This is a genomic window from Brenneria salicis ATCC 15712 = DSM 30166 (assembly GCF_003315515.1).
Taxonomy (GTDB): Bacteria; Pseudomonadota; Gammaproteobacteria; order Enterobacterales; family Enterobacteriaceae; genus Brenneria; species Brenneria salicis.
This window is the reverse complement of sequence record NZ_QNRY01000021.1, coordinates 1-15404: the sequence shown is the minus strand read 5'-3', so window position 1 is coordinate 15404 and position 15404 is coordinate 1. Positions and strand designations below refer to the sequence as shown.

At 50.6% G+C, this 15404-nt stretch carries 14 protein-coding genes and 2 pseudogenes; 8 read left to right on the top strand and 8 right to left on the bottom strand.

All coding sequences use genetic code 11. From position 1 onward, the window contains the following. Positions 1-56: 56 nt before the first annotated feature. The 6 genes and pseudogenes from mioC to DES54_RS10315 form a co-directional block, all read right to left on the bottom strand. The gene (gene mioC, locus DES54_RS10330; RefSeq protein WP_113867171.1) at positions 57-500 is read right to left on the bottom strand and encodes an FMN-binding protein MioC; all 444 of its coding nucleotides are present in this window, start codon (positions 498-500) and stop codon (positions 57-59) included. Between the two features lie 89 nt (positions 501-589). Then, a complete protein-coding gene (gene asnC / locus DES54_RS10325) occupies positions 590-1051 on the bottom strand; it encodes a transcriptional regulator AsnC (protein WP_113867095.1) in 462 nt (153 codons plus the stop codon). Positions 1052-1229: 178 nt separating this feature from the next. Beyond that, positions 1230-2689: pseudogene (viaA, locus tag DES54_RS10320) on the bottom strand (ATPase RavA stimulator ViaA). Between the two features lie 6 nt (positions 2690-2695). Further along, positions 2696-2956 carry an ATPase RavA domain-containing protein gene (locus DES54_RS19175; protein ID WP_338075500.1) on the bottom strand — a complete coding sequence of 87 codons (261 nt, stop codon included), beginning with the start codon at positions 2954-2956 and terminating at the stop codon, positions 2696-2698. Then, positions 2942-3210: pseudogene (locus tag DES54_RS19170) on the bottom strand (regulatory ATPase RavA LARA domain-containing protein); the annotation flags it as partial. The gene DES54_RS19175 and the pseudogene DES54_RS19170, both read right to left, overlap by 15 nt. Next, positions 3211-4191 carry an AAA family ATPase gene (locus tag DES54_RS10315; RefSeq protein ID WP_338075499.1) on the bottom strand — a complete coding sequence of 327 codons (981 nt, stop codon included), beginning with the start codon at positions 4189-4191 and terminating at the stop codon, positions 3211-3213. It abuts the pseudogene before it with no gap. A gap of 286 nt (positions 4192-4477) precedes the next feature. On the opposite strand from DES54_RS10315, the gene kup reads away from it, so the two are divergent. Beyond that, positions 4478-6346 (top strand): low affinity potassium transporter Kup, encoded by a 1869-nt coding sequence (kup, locus tag DES54_RS10310; protein WP_113867093.1) that lies wholly within the window; start codon positions 4478-4480, stop codon positions 6344-6346. Between the two features lie 21 nt (positions 6347-6367). Here kup and qseC read toward each other — a convergent pair whose 3' ends face one another. Next, the gene (gene qseC / locus DES54_RS10305; protein WP_113867091.1) at positions 6368-7714 is read right to left on the bottom strand and encodes a quorum sensing histidine kinase QseC; all 1347 of its coding nucleotides are present in this window, start codon (positions 7712-7714) and stop codon (positions 6368-6370) included. After that, positions 7711-8373: a quorum sensing response regulator transcription factor QseB gene (gene qseB, locus DES54_RS10300; protein ID WP_113867088.1), complete on the bottom strand. Its 663-nt coding sequence runs from the start codon at positions 8371-8373 to the stop codon at positions 7711-7713. The genes qseC and qseB overlap by 4 nt, the downstream gene beginning before the upstream one ends. A 225-nt stretch (positions 8374-8598) precedes the next feature. Here qseB and DES54_RS10295 point away from each other — a divergent pair, with 225 nt between their 5' ends. The 7 genes from DES54_RS10295 to rbsR all read left to right on the top strand — a co-directional run bounded on the left by DES54_RS10295 (position 8599) and on the right by rbsR (position 15097). After that, entirely contained in the window at positions 8599-8997 is a 399-nt protein-coding gene (locus DES54_RS10295; protein WP_113867086.1) for a YgiW/YdeI family stress tolerance OB fold protein, read from the top strand. Between the two features lie 279 nt (positions 8998-9276). Continuing rightward, positions 9277-9696 carry a D-ribose pyranase gene (gene rbsD, locus DES54_RS10290; protein WP_113867084.1) on the top strand — a complete coding sequence of 140 codons (420 nt, stop codon included), beginning with the start codon at positions 9277-9279 and terminating at the stop codon, positions 9694-9696. 7 nt (positions 9697-9703) lie between these two features. Then, the gene (rbsA, locus tag DES54_RS10285; protein ID WP_113867082.1) at positions 9704-11209 is read left to right on the top strand and encodes a ribose ABC transporter ATP-binding protein RbsA; all 1506 of its coding nucleotides are present in this window, start codon (positions 9704-9706) and stop codon (positions 11207-11209) included. A 7-nt stretch (positions 11210-11216) separates the two neighbouring features. Then, positions 11217-12185, top strand: coding sequence for a ribose ABC transporter permease (gene rbsC / locus DES54_RS10280; RefSeq protein WP_113867080.1), 969 nt, complete (start codon positions 11217-11219; stop codon positions 12183-12185). 25 nt (positions 12186-12210) lie between these two features. Beyond that, positions 12211-13098, top strand: coding sequence for a ribose ABC transporter substrate-binding protein RbsB (gene rbsB / locus DES54_RS10275; protein WP_113867079.1), 888 nt, complete (start codon positions 12211-12213; stop codon positions 13096-13098). Positions 13099-13170: 72 nt separating this feature from the next. Then, the gene (gene rbsK / locus DES54_RS10270; RefSeq protein ID WP_113867168.1) at positions 13171-14097 is read left to right on the top strand and encodes a ribokinase; all 927 of its coding nucleotides are present in this window, start codon (positions 13171-13173) and stop codon (positions 14095-14097) included. A gap of 4 nt (positions 14098-14101) precedes the next feature. Further along, on the top strand, positions 14102-15097 hold the full coding sequence (rbsR, locus tag DES54_RS10265) for a ribose operon transcriptional repressor RbsR (RefSeq protein ID WP_169050494.1): 996 nt from the start codon (positions 14102-14104) through the stop codon (positions 15095-15097). Positions 15098-15404 lie beyond the last annotated feature (307 nt).

Below are 15404 nucleotides of genomic sequence, written 5' to 3'. Positions count from 1 at the left end.
GCTTTCTCACCTGAAAAAAGCCTAGTTATCCACATTCGTTTGCTGATTATTTCGCCTCATTTGAGTAAATTAACCCATGATCCCAACCATGTTTCAGCCGGATCTTCCGGGATCTCATGTTCAGTGACGTCGATCTGTAGCATCTCCCCGATCCTTTTTGCCCCTGATTGGGACAATACTCGATCCAGAGTCAGGATCGCGCCGCAATACGTATCGTATTCCTTGCTGCCGATGCCGACAGCGCCGAAACGAACCTGTGAAAGATCAGGTTTCTGTTGTTCCAACTGTTCAAGCAGCGGTTGCAGGTTGTCGGGCAGTTCGCCTGCGCCATGAGTCGAGGTAACCACCAGCCACAGACCGCCATCCGGCAGTTCATCCAACTCCGGGCCATGCAGCATTTCAGTGGAGAAGCCTTCTTTTTCCAGCAGTTCGGCCAAATGTTCGGCCACGTATTCCGCGCCGCCCAACGTACTGCCGCTGATTAACGTAATGTCCGCCATAACGATCCCATCAGATAAAAGACGGGCCATTGTACGCTGTGATCTGTCTGGGATCTACCTGTGGATAATATGGGTATAGTAAAAACAGCTTATGGCGTGATGGTGCGCATAATGGGGTTTTGCAGGGAGATCAGGGTTTCTGTGGACTGAATTTCATCAATGGTTTGGATCTTGTTGATAAGTACATGTTGCAAGGCATCAATGGAGCGACACATGACTTTAATAAAGATACTGTAATGACCGGTGGTGTAATACGCTTCAACCACTTCTTCCAGATTGTTCAGTTTTTCCAACGCGGAGGGATAATCTTTGGCGCTTTTCAGAATAATGCCGATAAAACAACATACGTCATAGCCCAGTTGTTTTGGATTTACCTCCAGTCGCGTGCCGACAATAATGCCTGCCTGTTTCATCTTTTCCACCCGCACATGGATCGTGCCTGGGCTGACGCTAAACTGTTTTGCCAGTTCAGCGTCAGGGGTTCGTGCATTTGCCATTAATGCCGCAAGAATGCTGCGATCGAGACTATCGATCTGATAAATGTCTGCCATTTTTTTCTCTCCAGGATTATCGAATCATCATTATATATCGCTATAAAATGATGGATTAACCCTGTAAAGGCAATTTATCCATGCGCTGATTTAATGGTTGGCTATTTTTATTCGTAATTATTGATTAATGCGGCGTCTGGTCGCAATCATTGCGGGAATGGGGTTGCTGCGGCTGTAATCAATTCTCCAACCTGTGCTGCCAGCGGCGCATCAGGCGGCTTTTTAACCCGGTATCAAAACGCCAGATGTGGTCGAAAATACGCATAATGCCGGGTTTGCCGTGATCGGACATCGCTACGGCATGAAACCGGTGATGAAGCTGTTGCTGCCGATGACGCACTTGGATAATTACTTTATCCGGTAACCGCTGAGCAATAAAATCTGAAATCACGACGGCGTCGGCATCCTGCCAGAGTGCATCATCCATTTTTTCCAGCAGCGCTGATAAGCAGGCGCTTAGATCGGTGCCTCCACGAAAAGACTGGCAGAGGAAACGTATCGCCTGTTCTATACCGTTGTCCGACGTCAGTTCATAGCTCACCATGCCCGTTGAAAACAGCATGATGTAGCATCGTCGATTATCCGCCAGCGCGATACGCAATAGCGCCAGACAAAAGGCTTTCGCACAACGCTCGTTAAATCCGCCCATTGAACTGACGTATCGACACAGACGATAAACGAGCCGCGTGGCTGCTGTTCATTCTGTTGATGGATAACGGGCCGTTCGATGGTCTTTTCGCGCCAGTTTTCGCCCTGCAAACGGTAGGTCAGCAAACGGTGGTCCAATAGTCGCCGGTAAAACTCATATTCCAGTTCGCCGATGCTCATGGCCGCCAGTTCCACCGGCAATAACCGAAGAATATCATCGCTCTGATAAATCCCGCTTACTTCTTCGGGTACGGTCGCCGGTTCACGCACCATCATCCTGAAGGATTCTTTGGGCGCATCCTGACTGATGATGGATTTGGTTTCGCGGCTGCGTCCGAGGCGTTCAGCCAGGCGTTGCAGGAACGCGCCAAAATCCAGTAGCGGTTGATAGTCTGTGGGAATACGCTTTCCGGCACTGAGATCCCACAGTCGCCCTGCCGCGTTTTCATTTTCGGCCAGAATCGGCTCAAGCTTGCCGCTCAACGTAAAACGCTGTTGCAACTCATTGAGCAGTATTTCACGCTCCTGTTCCATTATCTGATGGTGCAGCGAAAGGGTTTGCAGCGTCAGGCTCAACCGCCAGCGTTGTAAAAACAACGCGTGCAGCCCACTGTTTATTTTTTGTCCGATAGTTTGTTCCGGCGTATTGACTAACAGGTTTGCCTGCGTGAGGAATGGGGAATCAACGGTGTTCAGCATATCCATGATTCTGGGAAGACGCGTTTGAAATCCCTGATCGTCCACCACCTGAGAACGCTGGTAGCAATTGAATTCCGTTTCCAGTTCCTGCGGCGCTTGCGTATTACGCAGGCGCTGTTTCAGGTTATCTTTCCAGTCAGGTAGTTCATTAAGCAGAGCGGATTTAAGTTTCGGATATTTATCAAAGAAAATGGCCAGTTGCGGCGTCGCCAATAGCGTGCCGATCAAATCGTCCAATAGTTCGTTTTCGTCTATCGACAGCAACATTTCCAGTGATTCGAGCGTTATCATCCCGGATTAATCCTGTTCTGATTGCCGAATCTGTTCGGCCACCTGTTGCAGGCTGGCTTCGATTTTGGCCAGCCATTCCCCTGGAACGAACAAACAAGGCTGATGCTGACTGAATAGCCGCCTTTGTTCCCGCAACTGGAGGTGCAGTTTTTCATATTCATCAATGAGTTCAGCCGGCAGCGTGCAATCGTGTTTTTCAGGCAGCGAAAGAAGGGGGGATTGCAGGCTGATGTCCCGGATACTTAGGTGCCGGTGATCGTCCACCATCAGATCCAGGCGTTGGGTAAAACCAATACCGTTGAGTTCCCCCGGATTTCTCCTCCTTTCTGTAGCCAGTTTTGCAAGGCGTTGCGGTCTATGATCAGGTGACTGACTTCAAGCTCATTGAGGATTAATGGGCGTTGCAGAACCAGACTCAGCGAATCCGCCGTGAGGGTGTCGGGCAGGGAATAGTAGTGTTTGCGACCGAGAAAAGCGCCGTGTTTTTCGACGACTAACGCCTGCGATTCGCTTTGCTGCAACTAATACTGTTGGCGCTTGATGTTCAGTTGTTGCAGGCGGAACAACAAACTCCGCTGCTGGTAAGCTTGCTCGGTAAGCAACTGTTCAAGCTGTTGTTCGATCAACAACCGCGTATCGTGATCGTGCCAGAGGCAGTCTTTCAACAGAATGATGTCGAGCGGCGTAATACTTTCCCGGCCGCTGAAAAAAGCGCAGGCCTGAAGTGGCCGTAGGGCTTTCTTCCAACGCCGGTCGGAAACATAAGGCGCTTGTTCCAGCGTATTCAGCTGCTGGCGCAAATGATAAATCAGTTCAAAACTATTTTCCGGCAGGGAAACCCGATCAATCTCGCCTTGCCACTGTTGATATTCTTCATCGCTGACGCTAAGCGAATGACTGACGGGATTATCATCATTGCCGCCGTTATTGACCAGCAATGCATGGAAGTTATGTTTTTCCTGAACCTTATCCAGCCACAGGCGAATGAGCATGCGATCATACAGGGCTTCCAGACTACTGTCGGTTTCGGGTAATTCATTGGAGGCCGTGACCAGCAGGCGCATCGGGATGCGATCTTCATTTTTGCCGTTGCGAAAACGGCGCTCGTTAATCGCGGTAAGCAACGTATTCAGAATCGCAGGACCGGCTTTCCAGATTTCGTCCAGAAAGACTATCTCGTCTTCCGGCAGGTAGCCGGCGGTCAGGCGTTGGTAGCGGCCTTCATCTTTCAATGCCTGAATCGACAACGGGCCGAAAACCTCTTCCGGGGTGGAGAAGCGGGTCATCAGGTATTCAAACGCATTGGCATGACGGAACGCGAATTTGAGACGTCGGGCGATCATACTTTTAGCAATACCCGGCGGACCCAGCAGAAAGACGCTTTCTCCGCTGAGGGCGGCCAACAAGCACAAACGAATGGCATGTTGCCGTTCATACAGGCCATGCTCAAGCGCATTACTGAGACGTGAGATTCTTTCTGCCAGCGCAGCGGATTGAAGCATAATTAATGATCATTCCCATGGTGTTTTCAAAAGACGAACTGTTTTTTTCAGGAAAACCTGAGTTTTATAAAGACAATAGTAATAATAAACGGCAGATCACAGATTTTTATTAGCGTACTGTTGTCGATTATTCCCCCTTCCTGCTTGATTAATCAATACACCACCTTTTACAGAATGTTTCGTAACCAATATAAGAATGGGCTTTTAAATGGTTTGGTTCATACTGGTCGTTTTGGGCGACGATGCAGGTCGCTGACAGAATGAATACATAAAGAAGATAAGGTTGATGAGCACAGAACATAAACGTTCGATTCCGGCAGTCACGCTGGCAGCGATAGGCGTGGTTTATGGCGATATCGGAACCAGTCCGCTTTACACCCTGCGGGAGTGTCTGTCAGGACAATTTGGTTTTGGTGTCGAACCCGATTCCGTATTTGGTTTTCTCTCTCTGATATTTTGGTTATTGATTATCGTCGTTTCGCTTAAGTATCTGACGTATGTCATGAGGGCGGATAATGCGGGCGAGGGCGGGATACTTACCTTGATGTCATTGGCCGGACGTAATATGTCGGATCGAATGACGTCGGTACTGGTGATTTTGGGGTTGATCGGCGGCAGCTTCTTCTATGGCGAGGTGGTGATAACGCCCGCAATATCAGTGATGTCCGCGATGGAAGGGTTGGAAATTGCCGCGCCTTCCATGGAAAACTATATCGTTCCGCTGTCGATTATTGTTCTGACGCTGCTGTTTGTTATTCAAAAGCACGGTACCGGCAGCATGGGGAAATTGTTTGCCCCGGTGATGTTGATTTGGTTTCTTACGCTTGGGGTGCTGGGCGCGCGCAGCATCTTTAACAACCCCGATGTGCTACAGGCGCTGAATCCGATGTATGCGGTTCGTTTCTTCGCCGAATACAAAATGGTCGCTTTCTTTGCGCTGGGCGCCGTGGTACTGGCTATCACCGGCGTCGAGGCGCTCTATGCGGATATGGGACATTTTGGCAAATTCCCCATTCGACTCGCCTGGTTTACCGTGGTGTTGCCGTCTCTGGTGCTGAATTATTTTGGTCAGGGCGCGTTGTTGTTAAAAAACCCGGCAGCGATTAAAAACCCCTTTTTCCTGCTGGCGCCCGACTGGGCGCTGATCCCGCTGATGATCCTGGCGACGCTGGCGACAATCATCGCTTCGCAAGCTGTGATTTCCGGTGTTTTTTCGCTGACGCGTCAGGCCGTTCGGCTGGGGTATCTGCCCCCGATGCGCATCGTGCATACTTCGGATATGGAATCCGGGCAGATCTATATACCGGCGATTAACTGGTTATTGTATATCGCGGTGGTAATTGTGATTGTCAGCTTTGAGCACTCAAGCAATCTGGCGGCGGCCTACGGCATCGCGGTGACGGGAACGATGGTGATAACCAGCATTTTGTTCTGTACGGTAGCGATGAAGAACTGGCGCTGGCCCCGCTATCTGGTGTGGATACTGTTGACCGGTCTGCTGTTGATTGATGTCCCGATGTTCCTGGCCAACGTGGTGAAAATCCTTTCCGGCGGCTGGTTGCCGCTGGTGCTGGGCATGGTGATGTTCATCATCATGACCACCTGGAAGAGCGAGCGTTTCCGTTTGTTGCGCCGCCTGCATGAGCATGGCAATTCGCTGGATGCCATGATTGCGTCACTGGAAAAATCGCCGCCGATAAGGGTGCCTGGCACTGCGGTTTATCTGTCCCGCGCTATTCACGTCATTCCGTTTGCGCTTTTGCATAACCTCAAACATAACAAGATATTGCATGAGCGTGTGGTGTTGTTGACCATGCGAACCGAAGATGCGCCCTATGTGCTGAATGCGCGTCGGGTGACGGTGGAACAGCTTTCGCCAACCTTTTGGCGGGTCATTGCTAACTATGGCTGGCGCGAAACGCCTGATGTGGAAGAGGTGTTTCATCGTTGCTGGCAGGATGGATTAACCTGCCAGATGCTGGAAACCTCATTTTTTATGTCCAATGAGTCACTGACGATGGGCAAACGTCAGTGGTATCTGCGATTACGTGGCAAACTCTTCATGATGCTCAGCCGTAATGCGCTCCGTGCGGCGGATCAGTTTGAAATTCCCCCTAACCGGCTGATTGAATTGGGTATTCAGGTAGAAATCTAAAGCGGGTCAAGAGCCGCTTTATCAATTAACCGCGACCTTCAGCCCCCCTTCAGGCCGGTTGACGAAGGTAACGCGCATCCCATGCAGTTTGGCGATGTTGTTGACGATGGAGATACCCAAACCACTACCGGATTTCTCTTGTCCGGGGGGACGGAAAAAACGTTCTCCGATGCGGGCCAACGCGTCGTCGCCGATGCCCGGCCCTTCATCTGTAACCTGAAAACCGTGAGGCGTGAGTTGCAGATGAATGGCGCCGCCCGCATGACTATAGCGAATGGCATTATCCAACAAATTACGAATCAGCAGCGTCAGCAACAACGGGTGCCCATGACGGCTCACCGGAACGTCCGATAAATCCAACGTCAATTCAATCCCCGCTGCTTTTGCCTGCTGATAATGATCGATAACCACCTGACGCATAAGTTCCTGCAATTGAACGGTTTGCTGGCCGTTCAGTAGCGATTCAGAATCCAGTCGCGACAAGGTAAGTAGCTGATCCACCAATCGGGTCGCCCGATCGATCCCTTTATCCAGGTTAGTCAGCGCATGACGTCTGACGGTTTCATCATCATGGGCCAGCTGAGCGACTTCCGTCTGTACCTTCAGCGCCGCCAGCGGGCTGCGTAGCTCATGGGCCGCATCGGATGTGAATCGGCGTTCGCGCACCAGCATATCGTTGACGCGGGCAAAGAGATGGTTGAGCGCGTTGACCAGCGGACGAACTTCCTGGGGAATATTGTTCGTCTCCAGTGGCGTCGCTTCATCCGGCGGACGCTGGAGCAACTGTGCGGTAATCTGTTTCAAGGAGGAGAGTTCACGGGTGATTAACCAGAACAATAACGCCAGCATAATCGGCAGCGCCGCCAGCCAGGGGGTCAGGTTGGTTTTGACGATATCCCACACCATGTCCTGCCGATATTCCCATTCCTGGCCCACGACAACCACATAGCGGTTATCCCCGGTCTTCAGCCAGACCATCCGCCATCTATCGTTGTCATCGCGCAGCCGACCATCAGTGAAGCCATTTCGGGTGTTATCAAAGATAAAGTCTTTACCATTTTCGCCGTCATTCAGCACCATCTGGCCGGTTCGGGTAAAAATGGCAAAGGCCAGCGCATCATCTTCCTGCTGACCGCGATGATCTCCCGCCAGCTTTTTGGTTTTCGGCAGTGATGGCGAGCCAGCATCGGTGTCGGCAGGATTGATGGTAGCCAGCCGTTTGGCGAATAACATCTGTTGTGTATCAAACAGTTCGTTAATGTTATGGCGGGTTTGATACCACGAAAGCAATCCGGCTATGCCCCAGCAGATCAGCGTCAACAGCATGAAACCGGCAATCAGACGCAACCGCAGGCTGAGATGCATCATGTCGCTTCTCCCAAAATATAGCCGACGCCGTGTACGGTACGGATAAAGTCACTGCCCAGCTTTTTACGTAAATGGTGAATGTGGACTTCCACAGCATTACTGGAAACATCGTCGTCCCAGCCATAAAGTTTTTCTTCCAGTTGGGCGCGCGTCAGTACGCGGTTGGGGTGCAGCAAAAACAGTTCCAGCAGCGCCAGTTCACGGGATTTAAGCATCAGCGGTTGATTGTTGAGCGTCACGGTGCGTGAAGCCGGTTCAAGTGATACCGCGCCGTGGGTAAGCGTGGGCTGTATTTGACCATGTCGTCGACGGATCAGCGCCTGCAAACGGGCAGCCACTTCCTTGAGCGCAAACGGTTTGCACAGATAATCATCCGCGCCCAACTGCAAGCCTTCAACCCGCTGTTCCAGCGCATCCCGCGCGGTAAGGATTAGTATGGGTTCATCGTGTCCGGCCTGACGCCAGCGGCGCAGGATGTCCAGCCCATCCATTTCCGGCAGGCTGAGATCAAGAACAACCGCGTCATAGGGAGCGGCATCTATTGCGGCTAAACCCTCCTTACCTTGCATAAACCAATCAACGCTGAAACCAAGCTTAATTAACCCGGCCTTGAGGCCATCACCAATCAAGCGGTCGTCATCAATTAACAATATTCTCATTACCGTCCACCTTCATTGCTTATAGCGATGTTATACGGTTTAACGCGCAGGAGTGACAACCAGAAAACCGCTAAATGCGGCGCGCTTCGCAGTATTTATATCAATAAGAAAATCTGAACTATCCTTAAGATCTTGTTAAGAACATTTTGTTCTACTTCCTGATGTAAGACAGATATTGCGCAGTTTTACTGCACTGTAAATAGAAAGAAATAAGGAAACCAACCTATGAAAAAAAAAGTAACTGTATTCGCTATCGCCGCATTGTGTGTCGCGCCGGTTTTCGCTGCTCAAACCGGCGGGTTTGTGGACCCGAAAGCGCCGACCGCCAATAGTCAGACTGCTGCTGGCGGATTCGTCGGCTCCCAAGGGAGCGTAACGACTGTTGCGAAAACGAAAGAAATGAAAGACGATAGCTGGGTTATCCTGCGTGGCACCATTGAACAGCGTATCGGGGATGAGGACTATTCGTTCCGTGACGAGTCCGGCACCATTACGGTCGAGATTGATGACAAATACTGGAACGGACAAACCATTACGCCTCAGGACAAGGTCGAGTTGCAGGGAGAACTTGATAAAGGGTTCAATTCAGCCGAGCTGGATGTCAAGCATGTGAAGAAAATCTGAGAGTAATATTGCATCTAAAGGGCGGATAACACGCCGCCCGCTTTCCTGCCGCTGCTGACTCAGGCTGTCGCAGCAAGAAAGACGAAATGAGTTTCTTCCAACACATCTTCCCGTTATCACGCCGTCTCTTGCTAGCTTCATCAACAGTGATGATGCTGTTTTTTTTGTGATAGCGAAACGTTTCGATAGTGATCACATTTTTGCGATATCTTCGTAGCTTTTCAATTTTCTCTTTCTAAAATGTTTATCAGCGAAACGTTTCGCTTGTGAGGTTAAGCGATGAAAAAAGCGGTATTACTGAATTCTGATGTTTCTTCCGTGATTGCCCGGTTGGGACATACAGATCAATTGGTTATTGGTGATGCTGGCCTGCCTATCCCTGAATCCACCACCCGAATCGATCTGGCGTTGACGCATAATGTGCCTACCTTTTTACAGGTTGTTGACGCGGTGACCAGTGAAATGCAAGTTGAAGCCGCTATTCTGGCGGAAGAAATAATCATAAAAAATCCAATGATCCATGACGCATTACTTAAGCAGTTGAAACAACTTGAGCAACACCAGGGAAACTCAATTTCATTGCATTATGTCCGCCATGAAGATTTTAAAAAGCAAAGCGGAAAAAGCAGGGCTATTATTCGCAGCGGAGAGTGTTCCCCGTATGCCAATGTCATCCTTTGTGCTGGCGTAACATTCTGAGGCACCAATGCAACCTTTATTGCAACTGCAAGGAATAACGAAATCCTTCCCCGGCGTGAAGGCGCTATCTAATGCCGCGCTAAATGTTTATCCGGGAAAAGTGATGGCGTTGGTGGGCGAAAATGGTGCGGGCAAATCCACCATGATGAAAATACTGACCGGGATCTACAGTAAAGACGCCGGCAGGATGCATTTCCTTGGTGAAGAAGTGAATTTCAGCGGTCCCAAAGCCTCTCAGGAAGCAGGCATAGGCATTATCCACCAGGAATTGAATCTGATCCCGCAATTGACGATTGCTGAAAATATTTTCCTGGGGCGTGAATTCACCCATCGTTTTGGCCGCATTGACTGGAAGAAGATGTATGCGCAAGCGGACAAACTGCTTAAACGTCTGAATCTGCGTTATGACAGCCGCCGTCTGGTGGGTGAACTGTCGATTGGCGATCAGCAAATGGTGGAGATCGCCAAGGTATTGAGCTTTGAATCGAAAGTCATCGTGATGGATGAACCCACCGATGCGCTGACCGATACCGAAACCGCCTCGCTATTCAGCGTTATCAAAGAACTGCAGTCTCAGGGACGCGGCATTGTTTACATTTCCCATCGGCTGAAAGAAATTTTTGAAATATGCGATGACGTAACGGTATTCCGCGATGGTCAATTCATTGGCGAACGTCCGGTCGGTGAACTGAAGGAAGATACGCTGATTGAAATGATGGTGGGGAGAAAACTGGAAGAGCAGTATCCACGGCTGAATAAGGCGCCAGGTAATGTGCGCCTTAAGGTTGAAAACCTTTCCGGCCCTGGCGTTGATAATGTCAGTTTTACCGTGCGCAGCGGGGAAATTCTGGGTGTCGCAGGGCTGATGGGCGCGGGCCGTACAGAATTGATGAAAATCCTTTACGGCGCGTTGCCTCGTACTAGCGGTTATGTCGCTTTGGATGGCCGTGAAGTGGTAACCCGTCAACCCCAGGACGGTCTGGCCAATGGCATCGTCTACATTTCCGAAGACCGTAAACGTGATGGACTGGTTCTGGGCATGTCCGTAAAAGAGAACATGTCCCTGACGGCTTTACGCTATTTCAGTCATGGCGGCGGTCGGCTTAAGCATGCGCAAGAGCAACTGGCAGTGGGTGATTTCATTCGTCTGTTCAATGTCAAAACGCCGTCGATGGATCAGCCTATCGGTTTATTGTCTGGCGGTAATCAGCAAAAAGTGGCGATAGCCCGCGGCTTGATGACGCGTCCCAATGTCCTGATTCTGGATGAACCGACTCGCGGCGTCGATGTTGGCGCGAAGAAAGAAATTTACCAATTAATCAATCAGTTAAAACAAGAAGGGCTGAGCATCATACTGATTTCATCTGAAATGCCCGAAGTGTTGGGAATGAGTGATCGCATTATCGTGATGCATGAAGGCCGTCTGAGTGGTGATTTCCCGATTGAGCAGGCGACCCAGGAAGCACTGATGGCTGCGGCCGTTGGTAAGCAATACGGCGTAAAGCAGGAGTAAGCCAGACATGAGTTCCCAATCTATCGCGGCAAAACGCTGGTTCAGTAAAGAGTGGCTGTTGGAGCAGAAATCGCTGATTGCCTTGCTGATTCTTATTGCGATTGTTTCCGCAATGAGTCCTAACTTTTTTACCCTTAATAACTTGTTCAACATTCTTCAGCAAACCTCCGTCAATGCAATCATGGCGGTAGGTATGACGTTGGTTATCCTCACATCGGGTATCGATCTGTCGGTGGGTTCTCTGCTGGCGCTGACGGGTGCGGTCGCTGCTTCTATTGTCGGCCTTGAGGTCGATGCGCTGGTGGCGGTGTTCGGCGCGTTGGCATTGGGGGCATTGATCGGCGCCGGTACGGGGATCATTGTCTCCAAAGGCAAAGTTCAGGCGTTTATCGCCACGCTGGTCATGATGCTGCTGCTGCGTGGCGTTACGATGGTCTATACCAACGGCAGCCCGGTTAATACCGGTTTTTCCGATGCGGCAGAGGCGTTTGGCTGGTTTGGCATCGGTCGTCCTTTAGGGGTGCCGACGCCTATCTGGATCATGGCAATCGTCTTTGCCGCGGCCTGGTACATGCTGCATCACACCCGTCTGGGACGTTATATCTATGCGCTGGGCGGCAATGAATCAGCCACCCGCCTTTCAGGTATCAGCGTTGATAAAATCAAGATTATTGTTTATTCCCTGTGTGGATTGTTGTCGGCCTTGGCAGGGATTATTGAAGTGGCTCGTTTGTCTTCCGCGCAACCTACGGCGGGTACCGGCTATGAACTGGACGCTATCGCGGCGGTGGTGTTGGGCGGTACGAGTCTGGCTGGCGGCAAAGGGCGGATCGTCGGGACGCTGATCGGCGCGTTGATCCTCGGTTTTCTTAACAATGGACTGAATCTATTAGGTGTTTCTTCTTACTACCAGATGATCGTCAAAGCGGTTGTTATTTTGCTGGCGGTTTTGGTAGATAACAAAAGCAGTAAATAACCTTCATTTACACAGGAATTGAGTTATGAATATGAAAAAACTGGCTACCTTGGTTTCTGCTGTTGCGCTGAGCGCGACGGTCAGCGCCAATGCATTAGCCAAAGATACGATTGCTCTGGTGGTATCAACGCTGAATAACCCGTTCTTTGTTTCAATGAAAGATGGCGCGCAAAAAGAAGCGGATAAACTGGGCTATAACCTGATCGTGCTGGATTCCCAGAACAACCCGGCTAAAGAACTGGCCAACGTTCAGGATCTGACCGTTCGTGGCACGAAAGTGTTGCTGATTAACCCAACCGATTCCGATGCCGTCGGTAATGCCATCAAGTTGGCGAACCAGTCGAAGATACCGGTCATTACCCTGGATCGCGTCGCCAGCAGTGGTGATGTGGTCAGCCACGTTGCTTCTGATAATGCCTTCGGAGGCAAAGTGGCCGGTGATTTCATCGCTAAAAAACTTGGTGAAGGCGCCAAAATTATCCAACTGGAGGGTATTGCCGGAACATCAGCCGCACGTGAGCGCGGCGCTGGCTTTATGAAATCCGCCGAAAAGAACAAGTTTGCGATTCTGGCCAGCCAACCAGCCGATTTTGATCGTACCAAGGGGTTGAACGTCATGCAGAACCTGTTGACCGCTCACCCGGATGTGCAGGCCGTGTTCGCCCAGAATGATGAAATGGCCCTGGGTGCGTTGCGCGCGTTACAGACCGCTGGCAAGAATGATGTGCTGGTTGTCGGGTTTGACGGCACTGAGGATGGCGTCAGGGCTGTTGAGTCAGGCAAACTGGAGGCAACGGTTGCTCAACGTCCTGAGCAAATTGGGGTGATCGGCGTTGAAACTGCGGATAAAGTTCTGAAAAATGAGAAAACGCAGGCCATCATTCCTGTTGATCTTAAGTTGGTTGCAAAATAATCAAAGAAAAAAGCAGGGCAGGCGCCATCCTTTTGGGGATGGCGCATTGTTAATATATCGGGGTTGAGCATGATGAAAACAGGTAAGCTGGTGGTTCTGGGCAGTATTAATGCTGACCATATTCTCAATCTTGAGCAATTTCCCCGCCCTGGTGAAACGGTGATCGGTAAGCAATATAGCGTCGCTTTCGGTGGAAAAGGGGCGAATCAGGCGGTTGCGGCTGGTCGCAGCGGGGCGGATATCGCTTTCATCGCTTGCGTGGGAGATGATGATATCGGCACCCGGATACGCCAACAGTTATCTGATGACCGGATTGATGTCTCGGCGGTCGAAGCCATCAAAAATGAAACAACGGGTGTTGCCCTCATTTTCGTTAACGGCGACGCGGAAAACGTGATTGCCATTAATGCCGGAGCGAATGCCGCTGTTACACCAGACTATCTTGAACGCTATCAGCAACATATTATCGATGCCTCCGCATTACTGATGCAGCTTGAGTCGCCGTTGGAAACGGTTATTGCCGCCGCTAAACTGGCTCATGACCACCAAACCCAGGTCATCCTGAATCCTGCTCCCGCTTGTACATTGCCTGATGAGTTATTGTCGCTGGTGGATATGATTACACCGAATGAAACGGAAGCGCAGTATCTGACAGGTGTATCCGTTCAGACGGAGGAAGATGCCGCACGCGCCGCTCAGGTTTTACATGGGAAGGGGATCGGTACCGTTCTTATTACGCTGGGTAGCCGCGGAGTATGGTTGAGTGTGAAAGGAAAAGGTCAGCGCATCCCCGGTTATCGGGTAAAAGCCGTCGATACGATTGCTGCTGGCGATACCTTCAACGGTGCTCTGGTGACGGCTTTGCTGGAGAATCAGCCACTGTCTTCCGCCGTCAGGTTCGCTCACGCGGCGGCGGCAATTGCGGTAACGCGTCGTGGGGCTCAGCCTTCTGTTCCATGGCGTGACGAGATTGACGCGTTCTTGTTAGCTCAGGGGTGATCTTTTGGCCACAATGAAGGATGTCGCTCGTCTGGCGGGCGTTTCCACCTCAACCGTTTCTCATGTCATCAATAACAATCGTTTTGTCAGTGAAGTTGTGCGTGAAAAGGTGATGAACGCGATTGAAACGCTTAATTATGCGCCTTCGGCATTGGCCAGAAGTCTGAAGATCAACCAGACGCGAACCATCGGCATGTTGCTGACCGCCAGCAACAACCCGTTTTATGCCGAGTTAGTCCGTGGTGTTGAGCGTTGTTGTTATGAGCGGGGCTATAGCCTGATCTTGTGCAATACCGAAGGAGATCGGGCCAGAATGAGTCGCAATCTGGAAACTTTGCTGCAAAAGCGGGTTGATGGCGTATTATTGATGTGCACGGAAAGTCACCGGCCATCACCTGAAATGGTGAGTCGCTATCCTTATATACCGATGGTCATGATGGATTGGGCGCCATTTGAAGGCGTTATTGATGTCATAAAAGATAATTCGCTGCTGGGCGGAGAGATGGCAACCAACTATCTCATCTCCCGCGGTTATCAAAAAATAGCCTGTATTGCCGGCCCGCTAGATAAAACCACTGCGCACAACCGATTAGAAGGGTATCGACAGGCGATGCAACATGCTGGATTATCCATTCCCAATGAATATGAGATTTTCGGTGATTTTGAATTTGAAACCGGCTATCGGGCGATGCAGCGCTTACTGACGTTGGAAGAAAGGCCTGAAGCGGTGTTTACCTGTAACGACGCCATGGCGGTTGGCGTTTATCGCGCACTATACCAAGCGGGACTTTCGATACCGGAAGATATTGCTGTTATTGGCTACGATGATATTGAACTGGCCCGCTATATGTCCCCTCCTCTTACGACAATTCATCAACCGAAAGATGAACTCGGTGAACTTGCCGTAGATACTTTGCTTTATCGTCTGGAACATCCTGATACGGAACCCAATGTTTTGGTCTTGACGCCCGAATTAATGGTTCGTGAATCTGTTCGGTAATGTTATTTACGCAAGGCGTTCGGGCAATTGACGGCGAAAAAGTCCTCATAACGCCGTCTTTACCAGCGGGTTGCCGAAAAAAAACGCACTCGATCATTTTTTTGCATTTAGCGCTTGTCAGCGGCGGATAAGTGCCTATAATGCGCCACCACTGACCCGGCGACAGCGGCTTGCGCGGTTGTGAGGTGAGTGGGGAGTCGGGGAATAATCACTTGACTCTGAAAGAGGAAAGCGTAATATACGCCACCTCGCGTTAGTGGCTAAGGCCAGTACGCACTGCTCTTTAACAATTGAATCAGACAATCTG